This is a genomic window from Bacillus sp. LM 4-2 (genome assembly GCF_000978495.1).
Lineage (GTDB): Bacteria > Bacillota > Bacilli > Bacillales > Bacillaceae > Bacillus > Bacillus subtilis.
On record NZ_CP011101.1, the window covers coordinates 3,191,650 to 3,218,586 of the forward strand.

The following is a 26,937-nucleotide window of genomic DNA, read 5'->3' on the forward strand; positions in this document are numbered from 1 at the left end:
GTTCTACGAGATTTATCGTGTGTTTTCCCACAACGCTTCTGCGACTTGATCGCGCTGTCTGACTGAGGCTAAAAAAGTCCGGCTCTTAAAAGCCGGACTCCAGACTACCCCCGTTCAACTCTCTTCTAATCCTGCAAGCTGACCGCATAATCCCGCCATACCCGGTACACCGGCACAAGTTCCCCGCCAGCCCTTCTTCTATATCTTTGTCAGAAGGTTGAGGGGTTTCCCGAAACAGTGCTTTAAGCGCAATTATCATTCCTGGGGTACAGTAGCCGCATTGGAAGCCTCCTTCTTCCAGAAAAGCGGTTTGGCAGATATCCAGTTCCTCTTTTTGTACGCCCTCGATTGTTGTAATGGAGTGGCCGTCCACTTGATAAGCCATGGTCATACACGCATTGGCCAGTTTTCCGTCGATTAAAATAGAGCAGGCTCCGCAGCGGCCGATTCCACAGGACACCTTTGTCCCGGTCAGCTGAAATTCCTTTCTAAGCAAGTCACTCAGATGTGTCGTAGGAACGGCAGCAACCTCCCACTCCTGCCCATTCACGGTCATCCGGAACTGTTCCTTTTTTACAGGAAATGGCCCGGCCTCTTTTACGTCCATTGCTTCAGCCCCTTTCTGTCGATCGCTTCAAGCAGCTCTTCTCTTGAAATTGGCAGCTTGTTTATCCAGCATCCGACCGCATCATGTACTGCCTTTACAATCGCCGGAGTGATGGCGATTGTTCCAATTTCGCCAACACCGCGCGGTCCATATGCATCACCCTTCATTAGTTCTTCTATTGCGATCACCTTCATGTCAGGAACGTCTTTGACTCCAGGGATCAAATAGTGATCTAGATTTTCTGCGGCATAACGGCCGTCCGTCATTTTCGCTTCCTCCATCAGCGTATAGCCGAGTGCCATGGCAGCGCCGCCTTCAATTTGACCTCGATATCCCTGCGGACTGACAACCGGACCTGCCGCAATAGCGTGCTCACAATCTATCAATTTGACTTCGCCTGTTAACAGATCTACCTCCACCTCAACGGCAGCCGCTCCAAATGAGTAGAGGAAATGGCCGCCCACCACAGGGTCAGGCGTTGTTGGAAAGTCAAAGGCCGTTTCCTCTGCCAAAGGGCCTTTTTCAGCCAGCTCCTTATACGTAACTACGAGCGCCTTTGTGTTTTTGTCACGCAAGCCTGCAGCGCCGGGAATAAGGTTTTCCGCTGAACAGCCGCTCCATTCTGCCGCCCGTTTTTTCAACTGAGATAGAAACGGCTTCTTCAAACGCTGGATCGCGTGCCACACCATGCTTGTGCCGCGGGATGCTGTGGAGGAGCCTGACTTCGGCACTTTTGCGGTATCCCCAATAACAATGGAAATATCCTCTGCGGCACAACCCAGCTCCTCCATGACAATCTGTTCAATCGCTGCTAGAATCCCCTGTCCGCATTCTTCAAATCCAAACGAAGCAGTGATTTTGCCTTCACTCGAAAGAGACAAACGGCCTCCTGCCGCATCCATTCGGCCAAACCCCAGCCCGCCGCCGTGCATTGTAATTGCCGCTCCCGTGCCTCTTTGCAGATACCCGCAGTTCCGGCTTGTTTTTTTAAGAATGGGAGATTTAGATATGGCATTCAACACCTGTGCCGCTCCGTCAGTTGGTGCAATTCGATGCTCAAGCGGCCCCAAGTCATGCGGTTTTCTGATATTTTTTCTTCTCAGCTCGAGCGGGTCGATGCCAAGCATGCCGCTGAGACGATCGAGATGGGTTTCGAGTGCAAATGTGATTTGGTTGCCGCCAAAGCCCCGAAATTCCCCCGCCACCCCGTTGTTCGTAAATACTGATATTCCTTCAGTCCGGATATTCGGAATACGGTACGGCCCCGCGGCATGCTCGACAGAAAAATCAAGAACAGCCGGTCCGAGCGTAGCGTAAGCGCCTGTGTCCGCCACAATTTTCACGTCGTGCGCCAATAGATTTCCCGAATGATCTGCACCCGTTTTTATCGTAATCTTCATCGGATGGCGCTTAATGCCAGAACGTACAGATTCCTTTCGTGTCTGATGAATTTTGACAGGGCGTCCGCTTTTCAGGGCCAAAAGCGCAGCATACGGCTGAATATTCAGCTCATCCTTCCCTCCGAACGAGCCGCCCATCGGACTTGACACAATTCTGATCTTCTCTTCAGGAATATCAAAAATACGGGCAAGCTGGAAACGGTCTTTATAGCCGTGCTGGGTTCCTGCATACATCGTAAAACCCCCGTCGTCTTCCGGAACGGCTACACCTCCCTCCGTTTCCATATACGTATGCATCTGCCGCGGCAGCTCATAGGTTTCTTCAAAGACTGTGTCAGATGCTTGAAACCCTTCTTCCACATCACCGTTTGAAAAAAATGCGCGGTGCAGGATATTCCCGTCCTCATGCAGTCTTTGCGCATTCGGCCGAAGCGCTTTTTCTGGTGAATCCATGACTTCCAGCTCTTTATACTCAACTTGAATCAGCTCCAGCGCCGCTTCCGCGATTTCTTCCGTTTCCGCAGCAACTGCGGCGATCGCATCCCCGACATACCGCACCCTGTCCTCACATAAAACCGGCTGATCAGGGATGACAATGCCAAATCGGTTTAAGCCGGGAACGTCTTTATGTGTGACGACGGCCTGCACGCCTTCCATTTTCTCAGCTTTTATGGTGCAAACCGACACAATCTCTGCATGAGGATAAGCACTTCTCAGCACCTTGCCATACAGCATTCCTGGAAAGCTGAGATCGGTCATATATTTCAATTCCCCTGTGACCTTACCCCTTCCATCCGGCCTGACTCTTGACGGTTTGTTGATGATCATTTATTCCCCTCCCTCAGCCATCAGCTCTGCCATGATGACGTTGGCAGCGGCTTTTTTTCTGTATGCCGCTGACATAAAAACATCTGAGGAAAACGGCAGCTCATGGATAAGTGTTTTGTACAGCTCATGCGGGTCCCACCCTGGTGCCATCCATTTCGCTTCGCTGTCCAATAATCTCCTAGGAGTGATATCGGCATGGCCAGCGGCGAGGCGAATGCTGCCGTCTTTCAAAAAACGTCCAGCTGCAACAGCAGCCGCTCCGGTAAAAGCCTGGCGCCTTCCAAGCTTGTGATAAAATACACGCTCTCCCTCCGCCCGCGGGATGATGACACGCGTGACGATAGCCGTTCTAAAGTCTTCCTCACTGAGCCAAGCGCCAAGCGGCAGCCTGATTAGCTCCTTTTGATATACGATAAGCTCAGCACCAAGCACAAGCAGAAGCGGAATGAAATCACCGATTTTACTCGCTATGTTGCCGCCAATCGTGGCACGGCTGCGAATCCCCGGTGCAGCGACAGCGGAAGCAGCGTCACTGAAACAGCTAAGCGCTCTCTTAATCAAAGGGTTCTTTCTGCATTCATTCAGTGATGTGAGCCCCCCGATCGACACGTGGGTGTCACTGGTGCTGATCCCTCGCATTTCGTCAATCCCTTCAAGGCTGACAAGGTGCTGTTTCGGTAGAGTTCCTTTGTCCCACTGAAGCTGAAGGAGCGTGCTTCCCGATGCGGCACACACATCCGGAGCAAGCTTCTCTAAAAGCGAATAGGCCTCATCAAGCGCTGCCGGTCTCCATAATTGAATATTCATCCTTGCTTTTGTCACTTGGCCGTTCAAGACATCGCCCTCCTTACCATGTCATATTCCTCGGGTGTATCAATATCGTCCAACTCACCGCTATCCTTTGCCTCCAAAACCGCTCCTGCTCCAAGCTGTCCGCTTTTCAGGAGCCTGCGAGCCCCTTCATCTCCCTTTAATCCCTTTACATAAGGAAAACATGTCGACGAGAAGTAGATTGGCGGGGTGAACGCCCCTAAAAACGATGACACGGCAAATGACTCAGGAGCCAGAGCCACAAGGGCATTGAGATGATCGACGGAAAGCTGAGGCTGGTCGGCTAACAAAATGACAATGCCGTCCGCCCCCATGCTTTCTGCTTTTCTCACCCCGCTGCTGACTGAATGCCCCTGACCCTTTTCTGCGTCTTGGCAAACGTGCAGGCTCCAGCGTTTTTGAAAAGGCGGAGCGTGATACGGCGCTCCTATCCACTCAAGGGAGGCATGTTCTGTCCGCTCGACGACCAGCACGTGATCAAGGCGGGACGACAGAGCAGTTTTCAAGGAAAGTGAGCCTATGTTTTCTCCTTTTAGCGGCAAAGCCAGCTTGTTTTGTCCCATTCTTCTGCTTTTGCCGGCAGCGAGAAACACGCCGATCAGATAGGGGCTTCTCATACAACCGCCACCCGTTTTCTTGTTTGAATGATTTCTGCAACTACACTTACCGCAATTTCCTCGGGACCTTCCGCACCGATTTTCAGCCCGACCGGACTGTAAAAGTGAGACGGAGGATGTTTTCCGCTCAGCAGCCGTTTCGTGCGGTTTGCCGAACCCAACAGTCCAATATAATGGAGGTTTTGAGAAAATAAGAAGTTGATGATCGTTTGATCGTGCTGATAATGATGGGTTGCCACAACAGCTGCATCATGCGGAAAAAATTGAAATTCGCTAAGCATTTGTTCCGGAAAAGCGGTGATCAGCTGATCCGCTTTTGGAAAAAGAGAGGATGTACAATAAGCGGGCCGCCAATCCGTCACGATAACAGAAAACCCTGTGTCAGCCGCCAAATTGGCCAGCGGTACATTATCCGGTCCCGCCCCAAACAGAATGAGACGCGGCTTCGGTTCAATTCGCTGAATAAACATGTTAGTGGTTTGATCGAAATGCGGTAAATGAAGCGTTGAAACAGTACGTTGAATATCTTGCAGAGGCGCGTCCGGCCAGTTCCCAAAATGTCCGTTCTCCGTCAGAAATAAATAATGGGAGGATTCAATCTTTATAACGGAAGTGACAGCTTTGCCTGAATGAAGGCAGTCCCTCACTTTCTCATAGTGCCGCCTTTTTTCCTGAGTGATTCGCTCTGCATGAACATGAATAATGCCATTGCACCCGGCTCCCATGCCCCAAGAAAGATCGTCCTCCGACCGCATGTCGTAGGGAATCAGCGTTGATGTGAGCTGATCGCCCAGCGCACTGATTCTTTGGAATACATCTTCTTCCACACACCCGCCGCTCAGCAAGCCAATCCGTCTGCCTTTTTTCTTAAAGAGCATAGAGGCGCCTGCTTTTCGATACGCGGAGCCTTCAACTTGAACAATTGTCGCCAGTACAGCCTCCTCCTGGTCTTCCAGGAGCGCATCTAACATCGTGTGAAAATTCCCCAATGCCGCATCCTCCTCTCGAAAATTGCCGTGAGAAACAACTAGTTCAGCGTGATTTTATAGGTAACTTGTATAAAGAATAGACGATGGAAGAAAAAATGACTCATGATTTGTCAGAAAATGAAACACATAGAAAGAGGATTTGTAAAAAGAGTCAAACGAAGAAAATCAGATTGGAGAAAACACGAAATCATATCGTTAAAAAGCTTGCGGAGTTCCGCAAGCTTTTCTTTACACCGCTGCCTGGCGGCCAGCGTTTTCATACACATCCAGCGCTGCTTGGAGCGCTTTTCCTGCTTCGATTCCTGCGTTATGTCTGAGAAGCACAGCCTCTAACCCGGCAAGCACGAATAGCACGTTTTCTTTTCTGCAGCTGTACCCCATCGTGCCGATCCTCCAGATCTTCCCTGCAAGCGGGCCGAATGAGCTGGCGATTTCAATGCCGAATTGTGCCAGCAGCATGTCACGGACAGACTCGCCGTCAATGCCGCCGGGAATTTCGACACAGGTGACAACAGGCATTTTGCAGCTGTCATCTCCAAACAATCTTAGCCCCATTGCCTTTATCCCTGCTGCTAATGCGGCTTCATGGTGCCGATGCCGCTCGAAACGCGTCTCAAGACCTTCTTCAAGCACCAGTCTGACTCCCTCACGTAAGGCGTACAGCATCGTCGTCGCTTCTGTATGATGATTGAGCCGTCTTTCGCTCCAATAATCCTCAAGCTGGCTCAAATCAAAGTAGTTGCTTGTAATTGGCCGATTTCCCGAAAGTGCTGCCCTGTCAGCTTGTGTCGCAATCCCGCGTTCCACCTTTTTGCGAGCTGCAATCACGTCCGCCACCCGCTCATTATATGTAATCGGCGCCATTCCTGAAGGCACAGACAAACATTTTTGCGTTCCGCCGATGGCAGCGTCAATCTTCCATTCATCGACTTTAACCTCGCAGCCCCCAATCGTTGCGACTGCATCGACGATAAACAATGCATCCTCGGTGCGGCAGGCTTCGCCGATGGCTTTCAGCGGGTGAATCCGTCCTGTCGATGTTTCTCCATGCACCATGGCCACAATTTTCGGCTTCACTTTTTTTATCTCCCGTATGATGTCCTCCGGGTCAAAAACCGTTCCCCATTCGCACTCCAGCATATGAACATTTGCCCCATATCGCTCGGCGATTTCAGTCAGCAAATAACCGAAACGGCCGTAAATGGGAATGAGCACATCATCTTCCGGCTCTATCACACTAGCCAGCACTGCTTCAATTCCCGCCCGTGAAGTGCCGTCAATCGGGTATGCCCAGCGGTTTTTTGTTTGGAACAGCTCCCGAAGCATCTCCATCGTTTCATTCATAATACCTGTAAACGCCGGATCAAATTGGCCGACAACCGGGGTGCTCATTACTCTTAATACACGCGGATCAACCTCAACAGGCCCCGGTGTCATAATCGTTCTTAACGGGGTGCATAATTCTCTTCTGCCTGACACAGCCATTCCTCCTTTATCAGTAAGCCAGTTTGTATAATAAATCAGTCAGTGCGCGGACGCCGATCTCAAGCTGTCTGGCTGACGTATATTCCTTCGGTGAGTGGCTGACGCCGCCTCGGCTCGGCACAAACAGCATACAAGCAGGATAGCGCCTTCCGATCATTTGCGCGTCATGCCCTGCTCCGCTCACCATTTCCTCACAGCTGAAGCCGTTTTCTAATGCTGTTTCAAAAGCCGCAGCCTTCAGCCTTTCGTCCATCGGCACAGGCTCTATCCGCATATATTCATCAATCACAGCGCGAATTCCTTTTTGTAGGCAAATGCCGTTGATCAAAGCAACCATGTCTTGATGAAACTGTTCCAGCACATGCTGATGCTGATGGCGAATATCGATTGAAAACTGGACGCGGCCCGGTATGACATTGGCTACATTGGGCTCTGCCGTTATTTTTCCGCATGTCAGACGGAGCTCATCCGGCAGCTCATCCGACCGCAGCAGCAGCTCATGAATGATACGGCTGCTGGCTGCGAGCGGGTCCTTGCGCCATTTCATGGAGGTGGTTCCTGCGTGATTGCATTCTCCTTCGAGCGTGACGAGATATCGTCTCTGCCCCGCAATACTTGTCACGATGCCGAGATCCCGGCCTGACATTTCCAACGTCTTCCCCTGTTCAATATGCAGCTCAACAAACGCGCTGATATCTGTCCTATATGCTGACTGAAACACACCTTTGCCAAAACCGCTCTCATGCATCGCTGTTTGGAGGGAGACTCCCGACTCGTCTCTTGGCTCTTTTGCATCTTGTTCTGAAAAAACACCCGTCATATTCCCCGACCCCCAATAGGTCATTGGAAAACGGCTGCCTTCCTCCTCACATAAGGAGACCGCCTCGAGCGTTTTTTTTGGCGCTCCGTATGTTTCCTTGAGCTGCTTTAACGCGAGCATTGCCGCCAGAACGCCATAGGCGCCGTCGTATTTTCCTCCATTGATGACAGTATCGATATGTGAACCGGTTACAATGACTTCATCCGGAGACTGGGTGCCCGAAAGCCTTCCAAACACATTGCCGACATCGTCGAATCTTGTTTCAAGCCCGAAAGAAGACATTTCCGTTTTCACAGCAAGCTGTGCGTCCATCCACTCTTTTGTGTATAAAAGCCTCGTTACGCCGCCATCCGCAGACGCACCGTATTGGGCGAGCCATTCAATATAATCTGTGATGCTGTTTTTTACTGAAAGCTTCTGCTTTTCCATGTACTCCCCCCTCTGGCCGCTATGGTGACTTCATTATAGAAGGAGCAACATGATAGTTCATTGACAGATTAACCAAAAAAACGTTTATTTTTTAGCCACAGTATCCATCCAGCAACCAGATACACCCTACATGTCACAACTATTTTGATGTAAAGGTCAAAAGAAAACACGGTAAGGAAGAGAGCCAGCAAGAGCGAAAGAGAGGGTCAAAATGCCTTTCATATGAACAAGCTAAGCTGGAGAGGCGATGTTCGCGGAACGGATGAAAACAGAAATGCCGGCAGCCCGCAAAAACAGGACCTAAAGATATGGAAACAGGAGATTTCCGCCTCCTCCAAAGGGACTAATTTACAATTTTAATGAAAAATATACAAAATGACACTTCTATCCTTTATTTCAATTTTAGATAATAGATATGATCTGATAAAAGGAGGGCAAGTGATGACAAAAAAAGCATGGTTTCTGCCGCTCGTCTGTGTATTACTGATTTCCGGATGGCTTGCGCCAGCAGCTTCAGCAAGCGCGCAAACCACATTAAGCCTTAATGACCGATTGGCGTCTTCCCCTTCAGGAACGGGAAGCCTTCTCTCATTAGCCGCCCCCGCTGCACCCTATGCTGACACAGATACCTATTATGAAGGGGCTGAAGGTAAAACAGGAGACTCGCTAAAAAGCACCCTGCACCGTATTATCAGCGGACACACGATGCTGTCCTACAGCGAAGTGTGGAACGCGCTGAAAGAAACGGATGAAGACCCAAGAAATCCGAATAACGTCATCCTGCTCTATACGAATGAATCGCGTTCCAAAAACCTGAACGGCGGCAATGTCGGCGATTGGAACCGCGAGCATGTCTGGGCGAAATCCCATGGCGATTTTGGTACGAGCAAGGGACCTGGTACTGATATTCATCATTTGCGCCCGGCTGATGTTCAAGTTAACAGCGCCAGAGGAAATATGGATTTTGACAATGGCGGCACTGAATATGCGAAGGCACCCGGAAATTATTATGACGGCGATTCATGGGAGCCCCGCGATGATGTGAAAGGCGATGTTGCCCGCATGCTGTTTTACATGGCTGTCCGTTACGAGGGTGATGACGGCTATCCTGATCTTGAGCTTAATGATAAGACAGGCAACGGCTCAGCTCCTTATCATGGCAAACAATCTGTCCTGCTCGAATGGAATAAGCAGGATCCGGTTGACGACCGCGAGCGGAAAAGAAATGAAATCATTTATGAAAAATATCAGCACAACCGCAATCCATTTATCGACCACCCTGAATGGGCGGATGAGATTTGGCCGTAAGAAAAAGGTGCTCCTTTTGAGGAGCACCTTTTTCTAATACACAGCCTCTTCCGTTTCCGCATCGAAAAAGACGACGTGGTCCATTTTCACTGAGAGCTGGATTGAATCGCCTGCATCGATTCGCGTGTTTCCGTCCAGGCGGACCTTGAGCCGCTCGTCCCCAGCCATGACATGCACTATGAGCTCCGAGCCCAGATTTTCATTCACTTCCACGTTCGCTTGAAACACTGAATCAAACAACTGGTCATTTCCTGTCATTTGTGTGATGTGCTCCGGCCGTACACCGGCAATCATCTGTTCTCCGGCATATCCCTTTTCCTTCAGCCGCTTTGCTTTTTCTTCAGGAATATGAAGCCGGATCGAAGAATTTGTGAAAAACAGCTCGCCATGCTGCTGTTCTATGATGCCTTTCAAAAAGTTCATTCCGGGAGAGCCAATGAAGCCTGCGACAAACAAATTGGCCGGGTAATGATAAATGTCATGAGGTTTCGCCACTTGCTGAATTTCCCCTTCATTCATGACGACAATCCGATCTCCCATTGTCATTGCTTCGGTCTGGTCATGCGTGACATAAATGATCGTTGCCTCTAATCGCTGGTGCAGCTTGCTGATTTCTGTCCGCATCGTCACTCTTAGTTTTGCATCCAGATTAGAAAGCGGCTCGTCCATTAAAAAGACCTTCGGCTCCCTCACAATCGACCTGCCAAGCGCCACCCTTTGCCGCTGCCCGCCGGAGAGCGCCTTCGGTTTTCTCTTCAGCAAATGTTCAATTTCTAAAATTCTGGCTGCCGCATGAACCCGCTCGGCAATTTCCTGTTTCGCCATCTTTCTGAGCTTTAATCCAAACGCCATATTATCAAAAACCGTCATATGCGGATAAAGCGCATAGTTTTGGAATACCATCGCAATATCACGTTCTTTCGGCGGAAGATCATTGACCCGCTCCCCATCAATAAGAAGATTTCCTTCAGAAATGCTTTCTAATCCAGCCACCATCCGCAGCGTTGTTGATTTTCCGCATCCTGACGGCCCCACCAGCACCAAAAGCTCCTTATCCTTTACATCTAAATCAAAGTCCTTCACGGTTAATTGTGAGTGATATGATTTTTTGACGTGTTCAAATGTTAATGAAGCCATCAGAAAAGTCCCCCTATCTTTTGACCCGTTATTTCGTCACTGGAAACAACTTGGTCTTTCTGTTATTTTTAGAGTAATCGATTCCCATTTTTGCTATATTTCTAAAATAAAAAATGTAAATTTGTATTATAACGTCATAATACATTATAATATAAATAATAGGTTAAAAGGAGGCTACCCTTTGTTAAACAACGGAAGTTCTACACCTTTATACATTCAGCTAAAACAAATCATCACTGATGACATCAAAAAGGGCGTGTATTCCCCAACTGCCAAGCTGCCTACCGAAAACGAGCTTTGCACCAAGTATAACGTCAGCCGCATCACCGTCAGGAAAGCCATTCTCGATTTAGTCGAAGAAGGCTATCTGATCAGGCAGCAGGGAAAGGGAACGTTCGTTAAAAGCCCTAAATTAAAACGAGAGCTGATCGCTGTAAACGGCTACTCGGAATTTATGGAATCAACCGGCAAAAAACCGAAGCATCATGTGCTGTCCCATGACATCATTCCAGCGTCAAAACCCATCGCCGAAAAGCTTCAAATCCAACCCGAGAGCCCTGTGGTTGAATTAAAACGGATTTTATATAATGATGATCAGCCTCTCACCTTTGAAGTGACGCATTATCCGCTTGATTTGTTTCCCGGCATTGATACCTTTATTGCTGACGGCGTCTCCATGCATGATATTTTGAAACAGCAATACAAAGTTGTACCCACGCACAATACGAAGCTATTAAACGTTGTATATGCCCAACAGGAGGAAAGCAAATACCTGGATTGTGATATCGGGGATGCGCTGTTTGAAATTGATAAAACGGCTTTTACATCAAACGACCAGCCAATCTATTGCTCATTGTTTTTGATGCACACAAACCGTGTCACTTTTACCATCAACAGCCCCTACACATAACAGGCATAAAAAACGAGACACTGCTTATAGTATTCTCGTTTTTTCACTGCTTCCCCCGTCCTCCAAGCGATAAGGATAGCCATAGCCGAAAGCTCCGTACACACCGCAAGTTTTCGCAGCCGTTTCAGCAGCCTGGCGCAAAGCATACGTTATATCCTGCTTCACGCAAAAGGCAGTCAAAAAGCCTGCTATAAAAGAATCTCCCGCTCCAAGTGTATCTATTATATCAGCTTCCACAATCGGCTGATGATAGACTCGATCACCCGCAGACAGGATTGCTCCTTGGCCCCCTCGGGTCATACAAACCATTTTGGCTCCGTACCCATGAGCTGTTTTGGCAAGCTCACCGCATTCCGACTCACTCAAATCGCTTCCTGAAAAAAACGCATACGTCACATAAGGACAGACCCTCCTCAAATAATCATCCTCCCGATTGGTTGAAAAATCAAATGAGACCGGGACCAGCCCGCACAGCTGCGGAAGATCGTTCTCAAGCCTGCTGTACACGCTCGTATGCAGCAGATCATGCCCGCTGATAAAAGATACATCTTTCTCCTGAAACGCGAGGCGAAGCCGGGACTGAATGCCGCCTTTATTTGATCTGACAAAAATGCGGTCCCCCTGTTCATCAAGGGTGACAATCGCCATCCCGTTTTCTCCGTGCGCCTGGCGGATATAATCTGCATTGACCTGCTCCAGCTTGAGAACGTTCAACAGATGCGCCGCGGCTTCGTCATTGCCGACGATTCCGATATAGGAAGACTCATGCCCGAGCCGCTTGGCAAGCACAGCAACGTTTAAGGCATTTCCTCCCGGGTAAAATGTTTCTTGATCCTGGTAGTAATCTACAACATTATCTCCAACCGCAATCAATTTCATAGCGCTTCCTCCTTTATCCTTTTACACTGCCGCTTGCAATCCCGCGGACAAAATATTTCTGCATCAATAAAAATAGAATAATAATCGGCGCGGCTGAAATCGTTAACCCCGCCAGCAGGACGCCCCAGTCTGTCTGCAGCGCGTCTCTGAACTGCATCAGCCCGGCTGGAATGGTCCGTAAATTCTCATCATCTATGAAAATAATCGCAAACATAAACTCATTCCATGTATGGTAAGCCGTCAAAATGCCGGATGTCACCAAAATCGGCACGCTCATTGGTAAGAAAATTCTGAAAAATACCCCAAAACTTGTACACCCATCCAAATAGGCCGCCTCCTCCAATTCTTTTGAAATAGAAAGAAAATAAGAGCGGATCAAAATGATGGTGAATGGGATCCGATAAGCCGCATACGGCAAGATTAACGCCCAATACGTATTGTACAGGCCCAGCGACTGAATAATAGAATAAAGCGGCACAAGACTGACCTGCGGCGTCAGCATCAATCCGCCAAGACATAGCACCAAAAAGAATCCTTTTCCTTTAAACTCAAACCGGGAAAGGCCATACGCTGCCCATGCACTGATAAAGACAGTGATCACACACGTCAGCGCCGTAACGATGACACTGTTCATAAAATAAGAAGAAATCCCCTGATTCCAGGCGGAAACAAAATTTTCCGGATGCCACGAAGACGGCAGCGACCAGCTGTGCTCAAAAATATCGTCAGAGTTTTTAAAGGCGCTCATCACCATCCAGAGAAGCGGATAGGCAATCGCAATCAGATAAAGAAACAGAAAAACCCACACAGACGTTTCTCCGATATACCATTTTCGTCTAGGCTTATCTTTAACCTCAATGTGCTGGTCAGGCACAGGCTCCAATCTGAACGAATCTGTCTTCTTCTGAGGCAGCATCAGTTACTCCTCCTTTCCGGTTTTAAAGAACTTCATTTGCATGAGCGATAATGCAAGCGTAATGATTAACACGACAGTGGCAATCGCTGAGGCGTAGCCCATCATATCCTTTGTAAAGGCGCTTTTATATAAAAACGTGCTCAAGACTTCTGACGCGTTTCCCGGCCCGCCGCCTGTCAAAATGTACGGCTCATTAAAGACCGTAAAGGCCCCGGTCAGCGTCATGACCACTGCAACAAAAGACATCTCTTTCGTCTGGGGAACAGTAATATGAAAAAACTGCTGAATTTTACCCGCGCCGTCAAGCCGGGCCGCTTCATACAGTTCATCCGGTATTTTTTGAATCGACACGATGTACAGCATCGCAATATAACCGACAGATTGCCACTGGGACACAAAAATGACAGAAAGCATAGCTGTGCTGTCATCCCCGAGCCAGGCCCTCGTCAGCTGATCAAGACCGATGGCCTGAAGCAGCTGATTCAACAGCCCTGTCTCCGGATTGTAAATAAAATCAAACAAAAGCGCGATCACCGTCATTGAGATGACAACCGGCAAAAAGAAAACGGTACGAAAAAACGGCGACCATTTTCTGACCAGCTTATCCTCAAGCACCGCCGCCAAAATCAAACCGCCAAATACCTGGCATACAATTGAGATCACTGCATAAAGCACATTATTGGTAAGTGCCTGATAGAAGACAGGATCATGAAATAATTCAACATAGTTTTTTAAGCCGATAAACGTTTTTTCCGGAGAAAATGAGCTCCACTGAAACAGGCTGAGGAATACATTCTCAAAAATCGGGATATAAACGAAAAGTAAAAAAACGAGAGCGGGCACCAAAAACAAATAGGGGATTATTTTATTCTGATTGACCAAGGGTATCTCATCTCCTTTATAAAAAGAAAAGGTGCGAAGCTTCACCTTTTCTTTGATTTATTCAGCTGACGCCCTCACCTGCTTTGCTGCCTTTTGAACGGCTTTCATCACCTGCTGCGGTGTCATGTCGCCGCCAAGCATTTGCTGGACGCCCGTTAGGTACGCATCTGCGACTTCAACATCGACATCCATATCAAACCATGGAACCATTGATTTGGCATCAACAATATGCTGAACGGCTTCACGCTGAATGGCTGTTGCATTTTCTTCAGTAGCCGTACCTTGCACTGCACTGTATTTCCCGACATCTTTCACGAGCTTTTCGCCCATTCTTTTCGACGTCAAGAACTGCAAAAATTCCATCGCTTCCTTCGGATGTTTTGTTCTTGAGGAGATCATGAATCCTTCCGGCGCTCCCGTTAACGCTTCTGAAGATCCTTTCTGCCCGCTGATTTCAGGAAATGGGAACATCCCGAGATTAACCGGTTCAACCAGCTTGATTTCCGCTGTTTCCGCATATATCATCGCCGACTTTCCGCTCTTAAATTGCTGTCTCACATATTCGTGGTCGACGGAGTTTACATGTTTATTAAAGTAAGGCATCAGCTCTTGAAGCTTTTCAAGTGCTTTTACGTAGCCTTCATCAGTAAATTCACCCGTTTTGGCGTTATAGTCCTTTTCCCGTGTTTTTTCATCGACCATCCGCTGATTAAGCGTGCCGATATAGTGCGAGATTGTCCAAGTCGCCTTTGTTCCAAAGCTGATCGGTGTGTAGCCATGTTCTTTCAGCTTTTTTGACACATCGATTAATTCATCCCACGTCTTCGGGGGATCAAGATTCAGCTTTTGGAAAATGTCTTTATTATAGAAGAATGATTTAGCGTCCATTTGCCACGGTACGCCATATTGCTTGTTTTCATAAGTAAATGGTGTAATTTGCGATTGAACGAGCTGTGATGACCAATCGGTGTCATTTTTGTAGTAGGACGAGAGATCAAGTGCTTTATTGCCTCTGATAAATTTAAAAGCAAACTCATCGCTCCAAGAGAAGTAAATGTCAGGAGGGCTGGTGGTTCCCAGCATGACCTTAATTTTATCTTTATAGGAGTCATTTAAAACGGCTTCAATTTGAATGTCGATATCTGGGTGATCTTTTTCAAATTCCTTAACAACCTCTTCAAAATAACTTTTTTCCGGCTCCTTTGGCCATCTGTGGAAAAATTTCAATGTCACCTTTCCGTCCGCTGAACTGCTTTGGCTCGAACAGCCTGCGATGGTGAGCATACTGACAGCTGCAATGATCAAGAACAACAACATTTTCTTCAAAGGGTTGGCCTCCTCTGGACATTAGACTATAATGTTATATAACATTATAGTCTAATGCATAATGGTTCTTCATTTTCAGATCAATACTCAACTTTCCACATGTATCTTCTATGAGATAAAGGATGATTTCTCTCCTCTGCCAGCTCGTCTGCATAGCTTCTCAGCACACGATTGAGAACGAGCGGAGCAAGATAGCCTTTAACTGAATCGTCAATTGCAGTGAAGTCGTAAGATGCAGCATCAAGCACAGTGAGCTTTTTGCCATACTTTTTCGAGAAGGTAAGCGCCCGCTCTTCAAGAGGTCTTGTTTCATCTAAACCGAGCAGGATGATAAACGGCACGGATTCATCAATAATTTCAAACGGTCCGTGAAAATATTCTCCGGCATGAATGGCGTGGGAATGAATCCATTGCATTTCCATGAGAATGCAGATGCTGTAGGAGTAAGCGACACCGTAGTTTGCACCGCTTGCCATGGTATAAATAATGCTTTCTTTTTCATGGGCTTTTGCAAATTGCTTGGCGTTGTCAGCTTCCTGCTTAAGGGCTTTTTCATATACAGCCTGCAATTGATCTAAGCCTTCAATTGCTTGCTCAAATTTCGTATTGTTTTCTAATACTTGCAGGGTTCCAAAAACGATTTGATACAAAACGCCATAGTTTGTATTGATCGCAAGCGCCTCATCACCCCAATCGTACTGGGCAACATATTGCGCTTCCTGCGCTAAAGGAGACTCCGGTTTAAACGTCATCGCAATCGTAAGTGCGCCCTTGCCCCTTGCAAACGCAGCAGCTTTGACTGTCTCCGGGGTATTTCCCGAATGCGAGCACAAAATAACAAGAGACTTTTCACCAAGCTGAACAGGGTTGCGCTGAATAAATTCGTTGGCGCTGTAGAGATCGGAGTTTATTGATTTTGACTCTCTGTCAAACACATACTTACTCGGATACATAATGGCAGAAGACCCTCCGCATGCGACAAAGAATACATGATCAATGGTTTTCCCTTTCAAATCCTGCAAGAAAGCTTGAACCTCACGATTTACTTTTGCTGTGGCCTGACTCAAATCCTTCACTCCTCGTTTTTATTATATAACGTTATATAACATTATATATTGTTATATTAAAGTCCGCGGGTAGGATTGTCAATATTATTTTCTGAAATTTCTCAATAATTTATTCGGATGACAGACAAAGGGTCTATATGCGAAAAAATGCCCAAATCAAAAGCCAGAACTTGACTTAAGCTCTGGCTTCGCTGTTCAATCCGCAGACTGACGTCTTATTTAAAAAATACCTTGTCTATATTGTACTTCGAGTGCTGTGTATTGATGATATATGTTTCGTAAATCTCTCTTTCCATTGGATCATCAACTACACATACCTCAATTTTATAAACTTCATCTCTGTGATGTTTGATCGGTGAAACAGTGTCTTCGAAATGCTTCTTAATTCTCTGTCTTAACTTTCTGGCTTTACCGACAAACAGCAGCTCGTCATGAATGTTGTAAAACATAAAAATGCCGCCTTTGTCCCTTGGGATCTGGTGAAAGTCGATGAATCCGTGAATCGGTTTTATCTTCGGCTCGTTATCATTAGCTGACTGCTGTCGTTCAGTGATGGTGACATTCGGTGCGGGTATATCAATTTTTATCAAAATCAGTTCACGTCCTCTTTTTCATTAAAGATAAATGCTAACACATACAGAAAAGAAAAGCTAGAACAGCTTTATTATATTTGTTTGTCATGCTCTTACTTATTATGCAAGTGCTCCGGCTGGATCATAAGGACTAAGGTCTAATTCTGTCTGCTTTCCGAGAACTAGCTTTGCGAGCTCTGCACCCAAAAACGGCCCCATCGTCAGTCCAGAAGCACCCAAACCGTTTGCAGCGTACAGGCCTTGAACATTCGGCACGGCCCCTACGACCGGCAGAAATCCCGGTGTAAACGGCCTGAAGCCCACTCTTGTTTCAACAGCAGCCGCATCAGCAAGACCCGGTGCAACGGCTAACGCTTTGCTCAATACTTCGTGCTGGCCTCCGGCTGTCACACGAAGATCATCAAGACCGGCATCGTTTTCGTGTGTGGCGCCGGCTACAATTCTGCCGTTATCAAACGACAGAATGTACTGATCACTCGGCGGCATTACAACCGGCCACGATCCTGTATCTGCATCTGTCATTTCAAAATGCATAATCTGCGCTTTTTGAAATGACACTTGAAAATGAATGCCAAGAGGCTTCAATATCTCATTGGCCCATGCTCCCGCCGTCACAATGACCGCGTCAGCCGCAAACTGCTTTGTATCTGTTTGCACGCCGGTGACTGTTCCGTTTTCAAAAAGCAAGGACGCATTTCCTTTGATGACCGTTGCGCCGCGTTTCTCTGCAGCGCTTAAAAGCGACCGGCACAGCGCTCTTCCGTTCACACGGGCGGCACCGCTGATATGAACCGATTCATAGCCGTCAGCTAAAATCGGAAACAGCTTTTTCGTTTCACTTGCAGACAAGCGGGTAATGTCGCCGATTTCCGGCGCATCCTCCCGTCTCTTATACGCCCTTTCCTCCATTTTATCGAGTTTAGACGCGTCAGTATGAATGCTGATGGCACCGACACGTTTGTATCCTGTATCCGATTCACCGTCTTTTTCCAATTGATGGATTAAATCCTTATAGTACCGCGCTCCCCCCTTAGCAAGCTGGTACCAATCCTGATTACGGCGCTGCGAGAGCCAAGGACAGACGATCCCCGCCGCCGCATCAGTCGCTTGTCCCGGCTCTTTCCGATCAATGACAGTAACGCGAGCGCCTGTTTTTGCGAGATGATAAGCCGTCGACGCGCCCAGAATCCCTGCGCCGACGATGATGTACGATTTCATATGCAAACACCTTTTCTATTATAATGTCTATTCATTTTACCAAATCAAATGCTTTCCTTCGACCTTTTGCCCTAATGTGGAAAAACCGCGAAGTTCGTCCAATCTCTTTACTCTCCTATCGAATATCCTGTCACTATCAATAGAGAAAGGATGATACCATGAGCGAAAATCGTCATGAAAATGAAGAAAACAGACGCGATGCGGCAGTGGCAAAAGTCCAAAACAGCGGTAATGCAAAAGTCGTGGTCAGCGTGAACACAGATCAGGATCAGGCACAGGCGCAGTCACAAGACGGAGAAGACTAATGAACGAAAACATCATTCCTCTTAACAGACATACTCAAGAGATACCCACTACTGAATCTGTTATCAAAAACAGCGGCAACTCAGAGGTCCATATCGACATTCACATTGATACAATGCCAATTGCTTTTGCTATATTATGCTCTGCATTAGCCGCAAAGCAGATGACAAAAGAGGAATTCGATATGGCTTATACTCAATTGCGAGAGATGAACAGAGAAAATAACAGCAGATCATCTGTAAAGCAAATTATCAATCAAGAGACAGAAGAAGAGTAAAAAACCGCGGCCCCTCGGCCAGCGGTTTTTCTTCTGCATACAAAAAGGACGCGACTGAATCGGTTACTTCTGTACAATTTGAATAAGGTTACCGCATGTATCGTCGAAGACAGCTATTGTGACTTCGCCCATTTTTGTCGGTTCCGTCGTAAACGTCACGCCTTTTTCCTTTAATCGGTTGTACTCTTTTTGAATATCTGCAACGCCAAACATTGTGGCCGGGAGGCCTTCGGAGAATATCTTCTTTTGATACTCCTTGGCGGCAGGATGTTCATTCGGTTCGAGTAAAAGCTCGGTTCCGTCTTGATCATCTGGAGAAACAAGCGTTATCCACCTGAATTTCCCCATGGGAACGTCTTCCTTTTTTATAAACCCAAGTTTTTCTGTATAAAACTCCAGTGCCATGTCTTGATCTTGTACAAATATACTGGTAACAACGATTTTCATACTGTTTTTCCCTCCTTCGATATGAATGAAGCATGGTACTATGCTAACAATCTGGCTACAAGCAAAACAACCCACACATTTATCAGAGGCCCTGTTCTGATTTTATAAAATTATTCTATCCATCCTTTCAGCAAATTTTTAAGCGGTTCGTTGTTGAATATAAGTACTCGATATTTTCCCTTTCGTTTTGATGTTACGAGTCCTGCATCCTCCAGTACAGAAAGGTGTTTAGCTATCGCCTGTCGCGTAATAGAAAGGTCGTACTTTGTAATAAGACGTATCGTAAGTTCATACAACGTCAGCTCGTTGCGTTCAGATAATTCGTCTAATATAAGCCGCCGAGTCGAATCGCCGAGTGCTTTGAATATAGCGTCTTTGTTCCCATTCATATATTGAGTATAAGCAACCCATTAGTTGCATGTCAAGTATAAGCAACTGTATGGTTGCGTGATATAGAAACTGAACCTATCCGGCGCAGGTCTGAAATATTCTAATCGATAAGGAATTAAAACCATTAAAATAACAGTGGATATGTCTCTGAAAAATAAAAGAAGACGAACTTCAAAAGTTCGTCTTCTACAATCAAATTCGGCACGCCGGCCATTTTAAAGTTGATAACTATCTCTAAACCCCTTGATAAACAAAGGAGTTTTCATCATTAACCGATAGAACCTTCCATTTCGAACTTAATCAAACGGTTCATTTCAACTGCGTATTCCATCGGAAGCTCTTTTGTGAATGGCTCGATAAAGCCCATTACGATCATTTCAGTTGCTTCTTCTTCAGAAATACCGCGGCTCATCAAGTAGAAGAGCTGCTCTTCAGATACTTTAGACACTTTCGCTTCGTGCTCCAATGAAATGTTATCATTTAAGATTTCATTGTAAGGAATTGTGTCAGAAGTTGATTTGTTATCCATAATGAGCGTATCACACTCGATGTTAGAGCGGGCGCCTTCCGCTTTGCGTCCGAAGTGGACGATTCCGCGGTACGTTACTTTTCCGCCCTGTTTTGAAATCGATTTTGATACGATTGTAGATGATGTGTTTGGTGCAAGGTGAATCATTTTCGCACCTGCATCCTGATGCTGGCCTTTACCCGCAAGAGCGATAGAAAGCGTCATACCGCGCGCGCCTTCGCCTTTTAGGATACAAGCCGGATATTTCATTGTCAGCTTAGAACCGATGTTGCCGTCGATCCATTCCATTGTTGCGTTTTCTTCACAGACTGTACGCTTTGTTACAAGGTTGTAAACGTTGTTCGCCCAGTTTTGGATCGTTGTATAACGGCAGTAGCCGCCTTTTTTCACGATGATCTCAACGACCGCACTGTGAAGTGAGTTTGTTGTGTAAACAGGCGCAGTACAGCCTTCAACATAATGAACGCTTGCTTCTTCGTCAACAATGATCAGTGTACGTTCGAACTGACCCATGTTCTCAGAGTTGATACGGAAGTAAGCTTGTAGCGGTGTTTCAACCTTCACGCCTTTAGGCACGTAGATGAAAGAACCGCCGGACCAAACAGCTGAGTTAAGCGCCGCAAACTTGTTATCAGTCGGCGGGATTACTTTTGCCCAGTGCTCACGGAAAATATCTTCATTCTCTTTCAGCGCGCTGTCAGTGTCTTTAAAGACGATGCCTTGTGCTTCAAGATCTTCTTTCATGTTGTGGTATACAACCTCAGATTCGTACTGAGCAGAAACACCCGCAAGGTATTTTTGTTCAGCTTCAGGAATACCGAGCTTGTCGAATGTTTGTTTAATTTCTTCAGGAACTTCATCCCAAGAACGCTCTGAACGCTCAGACGGTTTTACGTAGTACGTAATTTCGTCAAAGTTCAGTGAGTTTAAATCTCCGCCCCATTGAGGCATCGGCATATTGTAGAAATGCTCAAGTGATTTCAAGCGGAAGTCAAGCATCCATTGAGGCTCTTCTTTCATGCGAGAAATTTCTTCTACGATTTCTTTTGTCAATCCGCGCTCTGAACGGAAAATGGAAACGTCCTTGTCGTGAAAACCATACTTGTATTCACCAATATCAGGCATTTTTTTAGCCATCCATTTTCACTCCAATCCTTTTAATTGCCGCCTTCTTCTTTCGCGACTCCTTTTTCAAGTGCTTTCCATGACAGGGTTGCACATTTGATACGGGCAGGGAATTTTGAAACGCCTTGAAGGGCTTCAATATCCCCGAGATCTATAGAATCATCATACTCTTTCCCTTGCATCATATCCGAGAAAATCTTAGACATGGAAAGGGCAGTTTCAATATCTTTCCCTTTAATCGCCTGAGTCATCATCGAAGCGGATGCCATTGAAATGGAACAGCCTTCCCCTTCAAACTTCGCATCTTCCACGATGTCTCCGTCAAGCTTCATTGTCAGTCTGATGCGGTCGCCGCATGTCGGATTGTTCATATCCACGACAATGCTGTCATTTAAAACCCCTTTATTTCGCGGGTTTTTGTAATGATCCATAATCACCTGTCTGTACAATGTATCTAAGTTTGCATTAAAAGACATTTGTAAAATACTCCTTTGTCTTTTGAAGAGCTTCCACAAGCTTATCAATCTCTTCCTCTGTATTATACAGATAAAAGCTTGCTCTTGCAGTAGCAGTTACATCCAGCCATTTCATCAGCGGCTGCGCACAATGGTGGCCGGCTCTGACTGCGATTCCCTCCGCATCAAGCACAGTCGCCACATCGTGCGGATGAACATCATCAAGGTTAAATGTGACAAGCCCGGCACGCTCTTCCGGCCCGTAAACCGTTACGCCGTCAAGCTGGCGGAAGCGTTCAAGCGCATAAGCTGCAAGCTTGTGCTCATGGCGGGAAATCTCATCAAGACCGATTTCTTCGAGAAAATCAATGGCGGCACCGAGGCCGATTGCTCCTGCAATAATCGGCGTACCCGCTTCGAATTTCCACGGAAGCTCTTTCCAAGTTGATTCATAAAGCCCGACAAAGTCGATCATTTCACCGCCGAATTCGGCAGGCTCCATGTTTTCCAGCAGGGCTTTCTTTCCGTACAGCACACCAACACCGGTAGGTCCGCACATTTTATGGGAAGAAAGCGCAAAGAAGTCGCAATCGAGATCCTGCACGTCAATTTTCATGTGAGGCGTGCTTTGTGCACCGTCCACCACAATGACAGCCCCATTGTCATGAGCGATTTTCGCCATTTCTTTAATCGGGTTGACCGTGCCGAGAACATTAGATACATGAGACACCGCAACAATTTTTGTGTTGCTTGTGACCGTTTCTCTGACGTCTTCTAAAGAAATCGTTCCGTCTTCCTGCAGCGGAATATATTTTAATGTGGCGCCAGTTGCTTTTACAGCCTGCTGCCACGGAATGATATTCGCATGATGCTCCATGTAGGTGATGACCACTTCATCACCAGGTTTCAGGTTGGCGCGCGCATAGCTTAACGCCACCATATTCAGTGATGTGGTCGTGCCTTTTGTGAAAATAATCTCAGCCATTGACTTCGCGTTAATAAACTTGCGGACTTTTTCACGCGCTCCTTCATAACCATCTGTCGCTCTGGTTCCAAGTGTATGGACGCCCCGGTGAACATTGGAATTGTATTGGTTATAATACTTATCCAGTGTTTCAATGACAGCACGCGGCTTCTGGGAAGTCGCCGCGCTGTCGAGATAAACGAGATCATGTCCGTTCACTTGCTGATGAAGGATCGGGAACTGTTCACGTATATCTGTGATATTCATTACTTCACTTTCCTTTCGATAACAGAAACTAATTGTTTCTTAACGCCTTCAATCGGAAGTTCATTTACTACCGGTGCAAGGAATCCGTAAATGACTAAGCGTTCTGCTTCTTCTTTCGGAATTCCGCGGCTCATCAGGTAGTAAAGCTGAATAGGGTCCACACGGCCGACAGATGCCGCATGTCCTGCAGTTACATCGTCTTCGTCAATTAAAAGAATAGGGTTTGCGTCTCCGCGTGCTTTTTCGCTGAGCATCAGCACGCGTGATTCTTGCTCCGCATTCGCTTTAGAAGCGCCATGTTCGATTTTGCCGATTCCGTTAAAGATAGAAGAAGCGGAATCCTTCATCACACCATGCTTCAAGATATAGCCTTCAGAAGCTTTACCGAAATGGATGATTTGTGTTGTGAAGTTTTCTGTTTGCTCTCCTCTTCCGACAACAACCGTTTTCGTATCGCCGTATGTGCCGTCACCGTAAAGGTTTGTTGTGTTTTCGGAAATCGTGTCGCCATCGTTCATCAGGCCGAGAGCCCACTCGATTTTGCTGTCGCGTCCGCGCGCAGCACCGCGGCGGTTCACATAAGTTGTCACACCGCTTGACAGATTATCCACCGCACCGTATGTCACGCTGGCATTATCACCTGTGATGACCTCACTGATAATATTGAAGACAGCGTCTTTCGGGTTTACAGTGCTGATGTAGTTTTCTACATATGTTACAGAGCTGTGGTCTTCAGCCACAATCAGCACGTGGTTGAATAGAGCTGTATCATTACTTTCGTGGACATAAACAGCCTGAACCGGCGTCTCCACCTGAACATTTTTCGGAACATAAAGGAATGCTCCTCCGTTAACAAGAGCCGCGTGAAGTGCAGTTAACTTATGTTCGTCAACCTTCACGCCGTCCTTCATAAAGTATTTCTCCACCAAGTCGCTGTGCTCGCGTGCAGCAGTCAGAATATCAGTGAAGATGACGCCTTTGTCTTTCAATTCTTGAGAAAGAGAAAGATGTGCCGGCGTCTGGTCACGCTGTACGTATAATGTTTTATCTTCGTTTTCAATGTCGATCAGCGCTTTTACTTCATCAGTCAAATCTTCTAATGAAGAAAGCGGTTCGTTATCTACTGTATGCTTCGCGAAATTCGTGAAGTTCCAGTTTGTGATTTTTGTTTTGTCAGGTTTCGGCATCGGCAGATCCTCAGCTTGTTCAAGAGCCTGTAAGCGCAGGTTCTTCAGCCAGGCAGGTTCTTGGTGCTTTTCGGAAAAGCTTTTGAGATACTCCTGATCTACGGATAGTTTTGTACCTAGTGTCATATTAATCCCCCTAACGCTTACGCTTCTTGGCCAACAGTTTCGTCTTCAATGCCAAGTTCTTGTTTGATCCAGTCATAACCTTCTGCTTCAAGACGCTGTGCAAGCTCTGCACCGCCGGATTTGACAACGCGGCCTTGCATCATAACGTGAACAACATCCGGAGTGATGTAGTTTAACAGGCGCTGATAGTGAGTGATCATCAAGCAGCCGAAGTTTTCGCTGCGCATTTTGTTGATCCCTTTTGATACAACTTTCAAAGCGTCAATATCAAGACCTGAGTCAATTTCATCAAGGATGGCGATTTTCGGTTCAATCATCATTAATTGAAGGATTTCGTTGCGTTTTTTCTCCCCGCCTGAGAAGCCTTCGTTAAGATAGCGCTGAGCCATTTCAGGGTCCATTTCAAGGAACTCCATGTTTTCGTCCATTTTGCGGATGAATTTCATGAGAGAAATTTCATCGCCTTCTTCTCTGCGCGCGTTGATTGCTGAGCGAAGGAAGTCGGCATTTGTCACACCGCTGATTTCACTTGGGTACTGCATCGCAAGGAATAAGCCTGCCTGCGCACGCTCGTCCACTTCCATCTCCAGTACATCTTTGCCGTCAAGCGTGATGCTGCCTTTTGTTACTTCATATTTAGGATGCCCCATAATAGCAGCTGATAAAGTGGATTTACCAGTTCCGTTCGGGCCCATTACTGCGTGGAATTCTCCACCTTTTATTTCAAGGTTTACACCCTTTAAGATCTCTTTCCCTTCGATTTCAACGTGAAGATCTTTGATCGTTAATGTTGAAGCAGCCATATCTATACCTCCAAAAATATATAATCATTATTCTCATTTTATTCTCATTCTAATTTTATAACAAATGAAAAGTAAATACAACTTTTTATCGTGCCTTGCACATTCCTCAAGTTTAACAAAGATCAGCACTTTATTAAAGCGATTGAAAAAGAAAAAGAGTGGATTCCCACCCTTTTTTAAAAGATTGATTTTCTCAATAAGCTCCCGCAGAAATCCGCTTGCTTTTTTCATAATCAAGCTCTCTCTGCCGCTCTACTTTCATTCTTGTTTCCAGCCGGCGTCCATATTCCTCGTATCCAATTCCGTGTGACAGCTGCATCGCTTTTTCCATTTCTGACGTATAATCGAGGTTCAGTCTGTCCTGGCTGCTGCAAATAATGAATCAATCCCTTCATATATTTGCTTTTTATTGTACCAGTGCTGCGTTGGATGCCGCAAAAACGATTTGGCGTGAAATAGCGGCAGATGAGACGAAAGCATCCTTTCAGAACAAATGAGAATGGTTTTTCGGAATATTCCTTCTCTTAATGCGTGGTGTTTCCGAATTCCTCAATGCACTGTTGAACGACTGTCACGCCTTGGCTGAAAGCTGCGCCGCCTCCAAATGCCGCTGCCACACTGACGGCTTCGAGAATGTTTTCTTCTGACGCTCCCTGATCAAGACAGCCTTTTGTATGATAGATCATGCAATATTCGTCCTGAGCATTGATGGCAATTCCGAGGGCGATCAGCTGTTTTTCTCTTTCAGTCAGAGAATTCCCGGCAAAGCACTGTTCAGTAAATTCGTTAAATTTTCTTCCCATCAGCGGCATCTTTTGTTCAAATGTACCTAAACCATGTTTATATTGTTTTAACGCGTCCTGCATGCTTCCTCTGTCTTGATTCAAAGAAAATCCCTCCATCTGTTTAACATTCCTTTTTATTATGAACAGCTTTTAGGAAAATACGCGAAAAAACCCCGGATTTCTCATCCGGGGTTTCAGTCTTATTCAGATACAGGAAGCACAGCTCCGTCGTATTTTTTCTCGATGAAGTCTTTGATCTTTTTAGAGTGAAGAACTTCCATCAGCGCTTTGATTTTTGCAGAATCTTCTTCGCCTTTTCTTACTGCGATGATGTTAGCGTATGGGTTGTTTTTCGTTGATTCTACTTCAATTGCGTCTTTTTTAGGATTTAATTTATTTTGGATCGCATAGTTTACATTGATGAAGACCGCGTCTCCTTCTTTGTTTTCATATGCTTTTGCCGTTAATTCAGGCGCTACTTTTTTGAATTCAAGGTTTTTCGGGTTTTTCTTAATGTCTTTCAATGTTGCGTCAACTGTTTCCACTTTAGAATCAAGAGTGATTAATCCAGCGTTTTCAAGCATTGCAAGCATACGGCCTTGTTCAGCAACGTTGTTTGTCAGAATGATTGTCGCACCGTCTGGAAGGTCTTTCAGTGATTTGTATGTTTTAGAGTAAATACCGAATGGCTCTAAGTGAACAGCACCGGCATTCACAAGTTTGTAATCTGTGTTTTCTTTCATTTCTTGCTCAAGGTAAGGAATGTGCTGGAAGTAGTTCGCGTCCACTTCTTTATCAGCTAAAGCTTTATTGTACATTTTGTAATCACTTAGCACTTTCACTTTCAGCGTATAGCCTTTTTCTTTCAGCAATGGTTCAGCTTCTTTTAAAATTTCCGCATGCGGTGTTTTTGTTGCCGCAACGACAATTTCTTTCTTGCCGGATTCAGCGCCGTTATTCGAACCGCAGGCAGCCATAACTCCTGCAAATACAAGCAGTAATGCACCCAAAAATAGCTTTTTCAATGTAAATCCTCC

30 protein-coding genes are annotated in these 26,937 nt (G+C 46.3%); 5 read left to right on the forward strand and 25 right to left on the reverse strand.

The features are described from left to right. Nucleotides 1-85 precede the first annotated feature (85 nt). The 7 genes from pucE to allC all read right to left on the reverse strand — a co-directional run bounded on the left by pucE (nucleotide 86) and on the right by allC (nucleotide 8,006). The gene (pucE, locus tag bslm_RS15910) at nucleotides 86-607 is read right to left on the reverse strand and encodes a xanthine dehydrogenase subunit E (protein WP_003228648.1); all 522 of its coding nucleotides are present in this window, start codon (nucleotides 605-607) and stop codon (nucleotides 86-88) included. Continuing rightward, a complete protein-coding gene (gene pucD, locus bslm_RS15915; protein WP_019712946.1) occupies nucleotides 598-2,835 on the reverse strand; it encodes a xanthine dehydrogenase subunit D in 2,238 nt (745 codons plus the stop codon). The genes pucE and pucD overlap by 10 nt, the downstream gene beginning before the upstream one ends. Then, nucleotides 2,836-3,669, reverse strand: a complete 834-nt coding sequence (gene pucC, locus bslm_RS15920; RefSeq protein WP_003228646.1) for a xanthine dehydrogenase subunit C — start codon at nucleotides 3,667-3,669, stop codon at nucleotides 2,836-2,838. It lies immediately after the preceding gene. Next, nucleotides 3,666-4,283 (reverse strand): xanthine dehydrogenase accessory protein PucB, encoded by a 618-nt coding sequence (gene pucB, locus bslm_RS15925; RefSeq protein WP_003228645.1) that lies wholly within the window; start codon nucleotides 4,281-4,283, stop codon nucleotides 3,666-3,668. Before pucB ends, pucC begins: the two co-directional genes overlap by 4 nt. After that, nucleotides 4,280-5,272, reverse strand: a complete 993-nt coding sequence (locus bslm_RS15930; protein WP_003243519.1) for an XdhC family protein — start codon at nucleotides 5,270-5,272, stop codon at nucleotides 4,280-4,282. Before bslm_RS15930 ends, pucB begins: the two co-directional genes overlap by 4 nt. A 228-nt stretch (nucleotides 5,273-5,500) precedes the next feature. Then, a complete protein-coding gene (gene pucG / locus bslm_RS15935) occupies nucleotides 5,501-6,751 on the reverse strand; it encodes a (S)-ureidoglycine--glyoxylate transaminase (RefSeq protein WP_003244520.1) in 1,251 nt (416 codons plus the stop codon). A 16-nt stretch (nucleotides 6,752-6,767) separates the two neighbouring features. Beyond that, on the reverse strand, nucleotides 6,768-8,006 hold the full coding sequence (gene allC, locus bslm_RS15940) for an allantoate deiminase (RefSeq protein WP_003228640.1): 1,239 nt from the start codon (nucleotides 8,004-8,006) through the stop codon (nucleotides 6,768-6,770). A 222-nt stretch (nucleotides 8,007-8,228) separates the two neighbouring features. Here allC and bslm_RS21450 point away from each other — a divergent pair, with 222 nt between their 5' ends. Beyond that, a complete protein-coding gene (locus bslm_RS21450) occupies nucleotides 8,229-8,366 on the forward strand; it encodes a hypothetical protein (RefSeq protein ID WP_003228634.1) in 138 nt (45 codons plus the stop codon). An 81-nt stretch (nucleotides 8,367-8,447) separates the two neighbouring features. Next, complete coding sequence (locus bslm_RS15945; RefSeq protein WP_009968119.1) at nucleotides 8,448-9,314, forward strand: endonuclease I family protein; 867 nt, start codon at nucleotides 8,448-8,450, stop codon at nucleotides 9,312-9,314. Nucleotides 9,315-9,347: 33 nt separating this feature from the next. Here bslm_RS15945 and bslm_RS15950 read toward each other — a convergent pair whose 3' ends face one another. After that, the gene (locus bslm_RS15950) at nucleotides 9,348-10,451 is read right to left on the reverse strand and encodes an ABC transporter ATP-binding protein (RefSeq protein ID WP_003228630.1); all 1,104 of its coding nucleotides are present in this window, start codon (nucleotides 10,449-10,451) and stop codon (nucleotides 9,348-9,350) included. Nucleotides 10,452-10,632: 181 nt separating this feature from the next. Between bslm_RS15950 and frlR the strand changes: the two genes are divergently transcribed. Next, on the forward strand, nucleotides 10,633-11,361 hold the full coding sequence (gene frlR / locus bslm_RS15955) for a transcriptional regulator FrlR (protein ID WP_003228628.1): 729 nt from the start codon (nucleotides 10,633-10,635) through the stop codon (nucleotides 11,359-11,361). Between the two features lie 24 nt (nucleotides 11,362-11,385). On the opposite strand, the gene frlD is transcribed toward frlR, so the two are convergent. The 7 genes from frlD to bslm_RS15990 all read right to left on the reverse strand — a co-directional run bounded on the left by frlD (nucleotide 11,386) and on the right by bslm_RS15990 (nucleotide 18,242). After that, nucleotides 11,386-12,240 carry a fructosamine kinase FrlD gene (gene frlD / locus bslm_RS15960; protein ID WP_003228626.1) on the reverse strand — a complete coding sequence of 285 codons (855 nt, stop codon included), beginning with the start codon at nucleotides 12,238-12,240 and terminating at the stop codon, nucleotides 11,386-11,388. 13 nt (nucleotides 12,241-12,253) lie between these two features. After that, the gene (locus bslm_RS15965; RefSeq protein WP_003228625.1) at nucleotides 12,254-13,156 is read right to left on the reverse strand and encodes a carbohydrate ABC transporter permease; all 903 of its coding nucleotides are present in this window, start codon (nucleotides 13,154-13,156) and stop codon (nucleotides 12,254-12,256) included. A 3-nt stretch (nucleotides 13,157-13,159) separates the two neighbouring features. After that, complete coding sequence (locus tag bslm_RS15970) at nucleotides 13,160-14,038, reverse strand: carbohydrate ABC transporter permease (RefSeq protein WP_014477910.1); 879 nt, start codon at nucleotides 14,036-14,038, stop codon at nucleotides 13,160-13,162. 57 nt (nucleotides 14,039-14,095) lie between these two features. Further along, nucleotides 14,096-15,364 carry an ABC transporter substrate-binding protein gene (locus bslm_RS15975; RefSeq protein ID WP_003243455.1) on the reverse strand — a complete coding sequence of 423 codons (1,269 nt, stop codon included), beginning with the start codon at nucleotides 15,362-15,364 and terminating at the stop codon, nucleotides 14,096-14,098. A gap of 80 nt (nucleotides 15,365-15,444) precedes the next feature. Then, a complete protein-coding gene (frlB, locus tag bslm_RS15980) occupies nucleotides 15,445-16,431 on the reverse strand; it encodes a fructosamine deglycase FrlB (protein ID WP_003243688.1) in 987 nt (328 codons plus the stop codon). Nucleotides 16,432-16,646: 215 nt separating this feature from the next. After that, on the reverse strand, nucleotides 16,647-17,021 hold the full coding sequence (locus bslm_RS15985) for a nucleotide excision repair endonuclease (protein WP_003228617.1): 375 nt from the start codon (nucleotides 17,019-17,021) through the stop codon (nucleotides 16,647-16,649). A 102-nt stretch (nucleotides 17,022-17,123) separates the two neighbouring features. Beyond that, a complete protein-coding gene (locus bslm_RS15990; RefSeq protein WP_003228615.1) occupies nucleotides 17,124-18,242 on the reverse strand; it encodes an NAD(P)/FAD-dependent oxidoreductase in 1,119 nt (372 codons plus the stop codon). Nucleotides 18,243-18,400: 158 nt separating this feature from the next. Between bslm_RS15990 and sspG the strand changes: the two genes are divergently transcribed. Further along, on the forward strand, nucleotides 18,401-18,547 hold the full coding sequence (gene sspG / locus bslm_RS15995; protein ID WP_003228613.1) for an acid-soluble spore protein SspG: 147 nt from the start codon (nucleotides 18,401-18,403) through the stop codon (nucleotides 18,545-18,547). Continuing rightward, a complete protein-coding gene (locus bslm_RS16000) occupies nucleotides 18,547-18,822 on the forward strand; it encodes a hypothetical protein (RefSeq protein ID WP_003243521.1) in 276 nt (91 codons plus the stop codon). Before sspG ends, bslm_RS16000 begins: the two co-directional genes overlap by 1 nt. 63 nt (nucleotides 18,823-18,885) lie before the next feature. Here bslm_RS16000 and glxB read toward each other — a convergent pair whose 3' ends face one another. From glxB to metQ, 10 genes are all read right to left on the reverse strand, one after another. Then, complete coding sequence (gene glxB, locus bslm_RS16005; protein WP_003243237.1) at nucleotides 18,886-19,269, reverse strand: methylglyoxalase; 384 nt, start codon at nucleotides 19,267-19,269, stop codon at nucleotides 18,886-18,888. Between the two features lie 110 nt (nucleotides 19,270-19,379). After that, nucleotides 19,380-19,658 (reverse strand): ArsR/SmtB family transcription factor, encoded by a 279-nt coding sequence (locus bslm_RS16010; protein WP_009968126.1) that lies wholly within the window; start codon nucleotides 19,656-19,658, stop codon nucleotides 19,380-19,382. 269 nt (nucleotides 19,659-19,927) lie between these two features. After that, nucleotides 19,928-21,325, reverse strand: a complete 1,398-nt coding sequence (gene sufB / locus bslm_RS16015) for a Fe-S cluster assembly protein SufB (protein WP_003228608.1) — start codon at nucleotides 21,323-21,325, stop codon at nucleotides 19,928-19,930. Between the two features lie 20 nt (nucleotides 21,326-21,345). Beyond that, entirely contained in the window at nucleotides 21,346-21,789 is a 444-nt protein-coding gene (sufU, locus tag bslm_RS16020) for a Fe-S cluster assembly sulfur transfer protein SufU (protein WP_003222809.1), read from the reverse strand. Continuing rightward, nucleotides 21,779-22,999 carry a cysteine desulfurase SufS gene (sufS, locus tag bslm_RS16025; RefSeq protein WP_003228604.1) on the reverse strand — a complete coding sequence of 407 codons (1,221 nt, stop codon included), beginning with the start codon at nucleotides 22,997-22,999 and terminating at the stop codon, nucleotides 21,779-21,781. Before sufS ends, sufU begins: the two co-directional genes overlap by 11 nt. Continuing rightward, nucleotides 22,999-24,312 (reverse strand): Fe-S cluster assembly protein SufD, encoded by a 1,314-nt coding sequence (gene sufD, locus bslm_RS16030; protein ID WP_003228602.1) that lies wholly within the window; start codon nucleotides 24,310-24,312, stop codon nucleotides 22,999-23,001. Before sufD ends, sufS begins: the two co-directional genes overlap by 1 nt. A 17-nt stretch (nucleotides 24,313-24,329) precedes the next feature. After that, nucleotides 24,330-25,115 (reverse strand): Fe-S cluster assembly ATPase SufC, encoded by a 786-nt coding sequence (gene sufC / locus bslm_RS16035; protein WP_003151872.1) that lies wholly within the window; start codon nucleotides 25,113-25,115, stop codon nucleotides 24,330-24,332. Nucleotides 25,116-25,308: 193 nt separating this feature from the next. Beyond that, nucleotides 25,309-25,446 (reverse strand): YuzK family famiily protein, encoded by a 138-nt coding sequence (locus tag bslm_RS21055; RefSeq protein ID WP_003228600.1) that lies wholly within the window; start codon nucleotides 25,444-25,446, stop codon nucleotides 25,309-25,311. Between the two features lie 193 nt (nucleotides 25,447-25,639). Then, nucleotides 25,640-26,017, reverse strand: coding sequence for a carboxymuconolactone decarboxylase family protein (locus bslm_RS16040; protein ID WP_003228596.1), 378 nt, complete (start codon nucleotides 26,015-26,017; stop codon nucleotides 25,640-25,642). A gap of 83 nt (nucleotides 26,018-26,100) precedes the next feature. Beyond that, entirely contained in the window at nucleotides 26,101-26,925 is an 825-nt protein-coding gene (gene metQ / locus bslm_RS16045; RefSeq protein WP_003228595.1) for a methionine ABC transporter substrate-binding lipoprotein MetQ, read from the reverse strand. Between the last annotated feature and the right edge of the window lie 12 nt (nucleotides 26,926-26,937).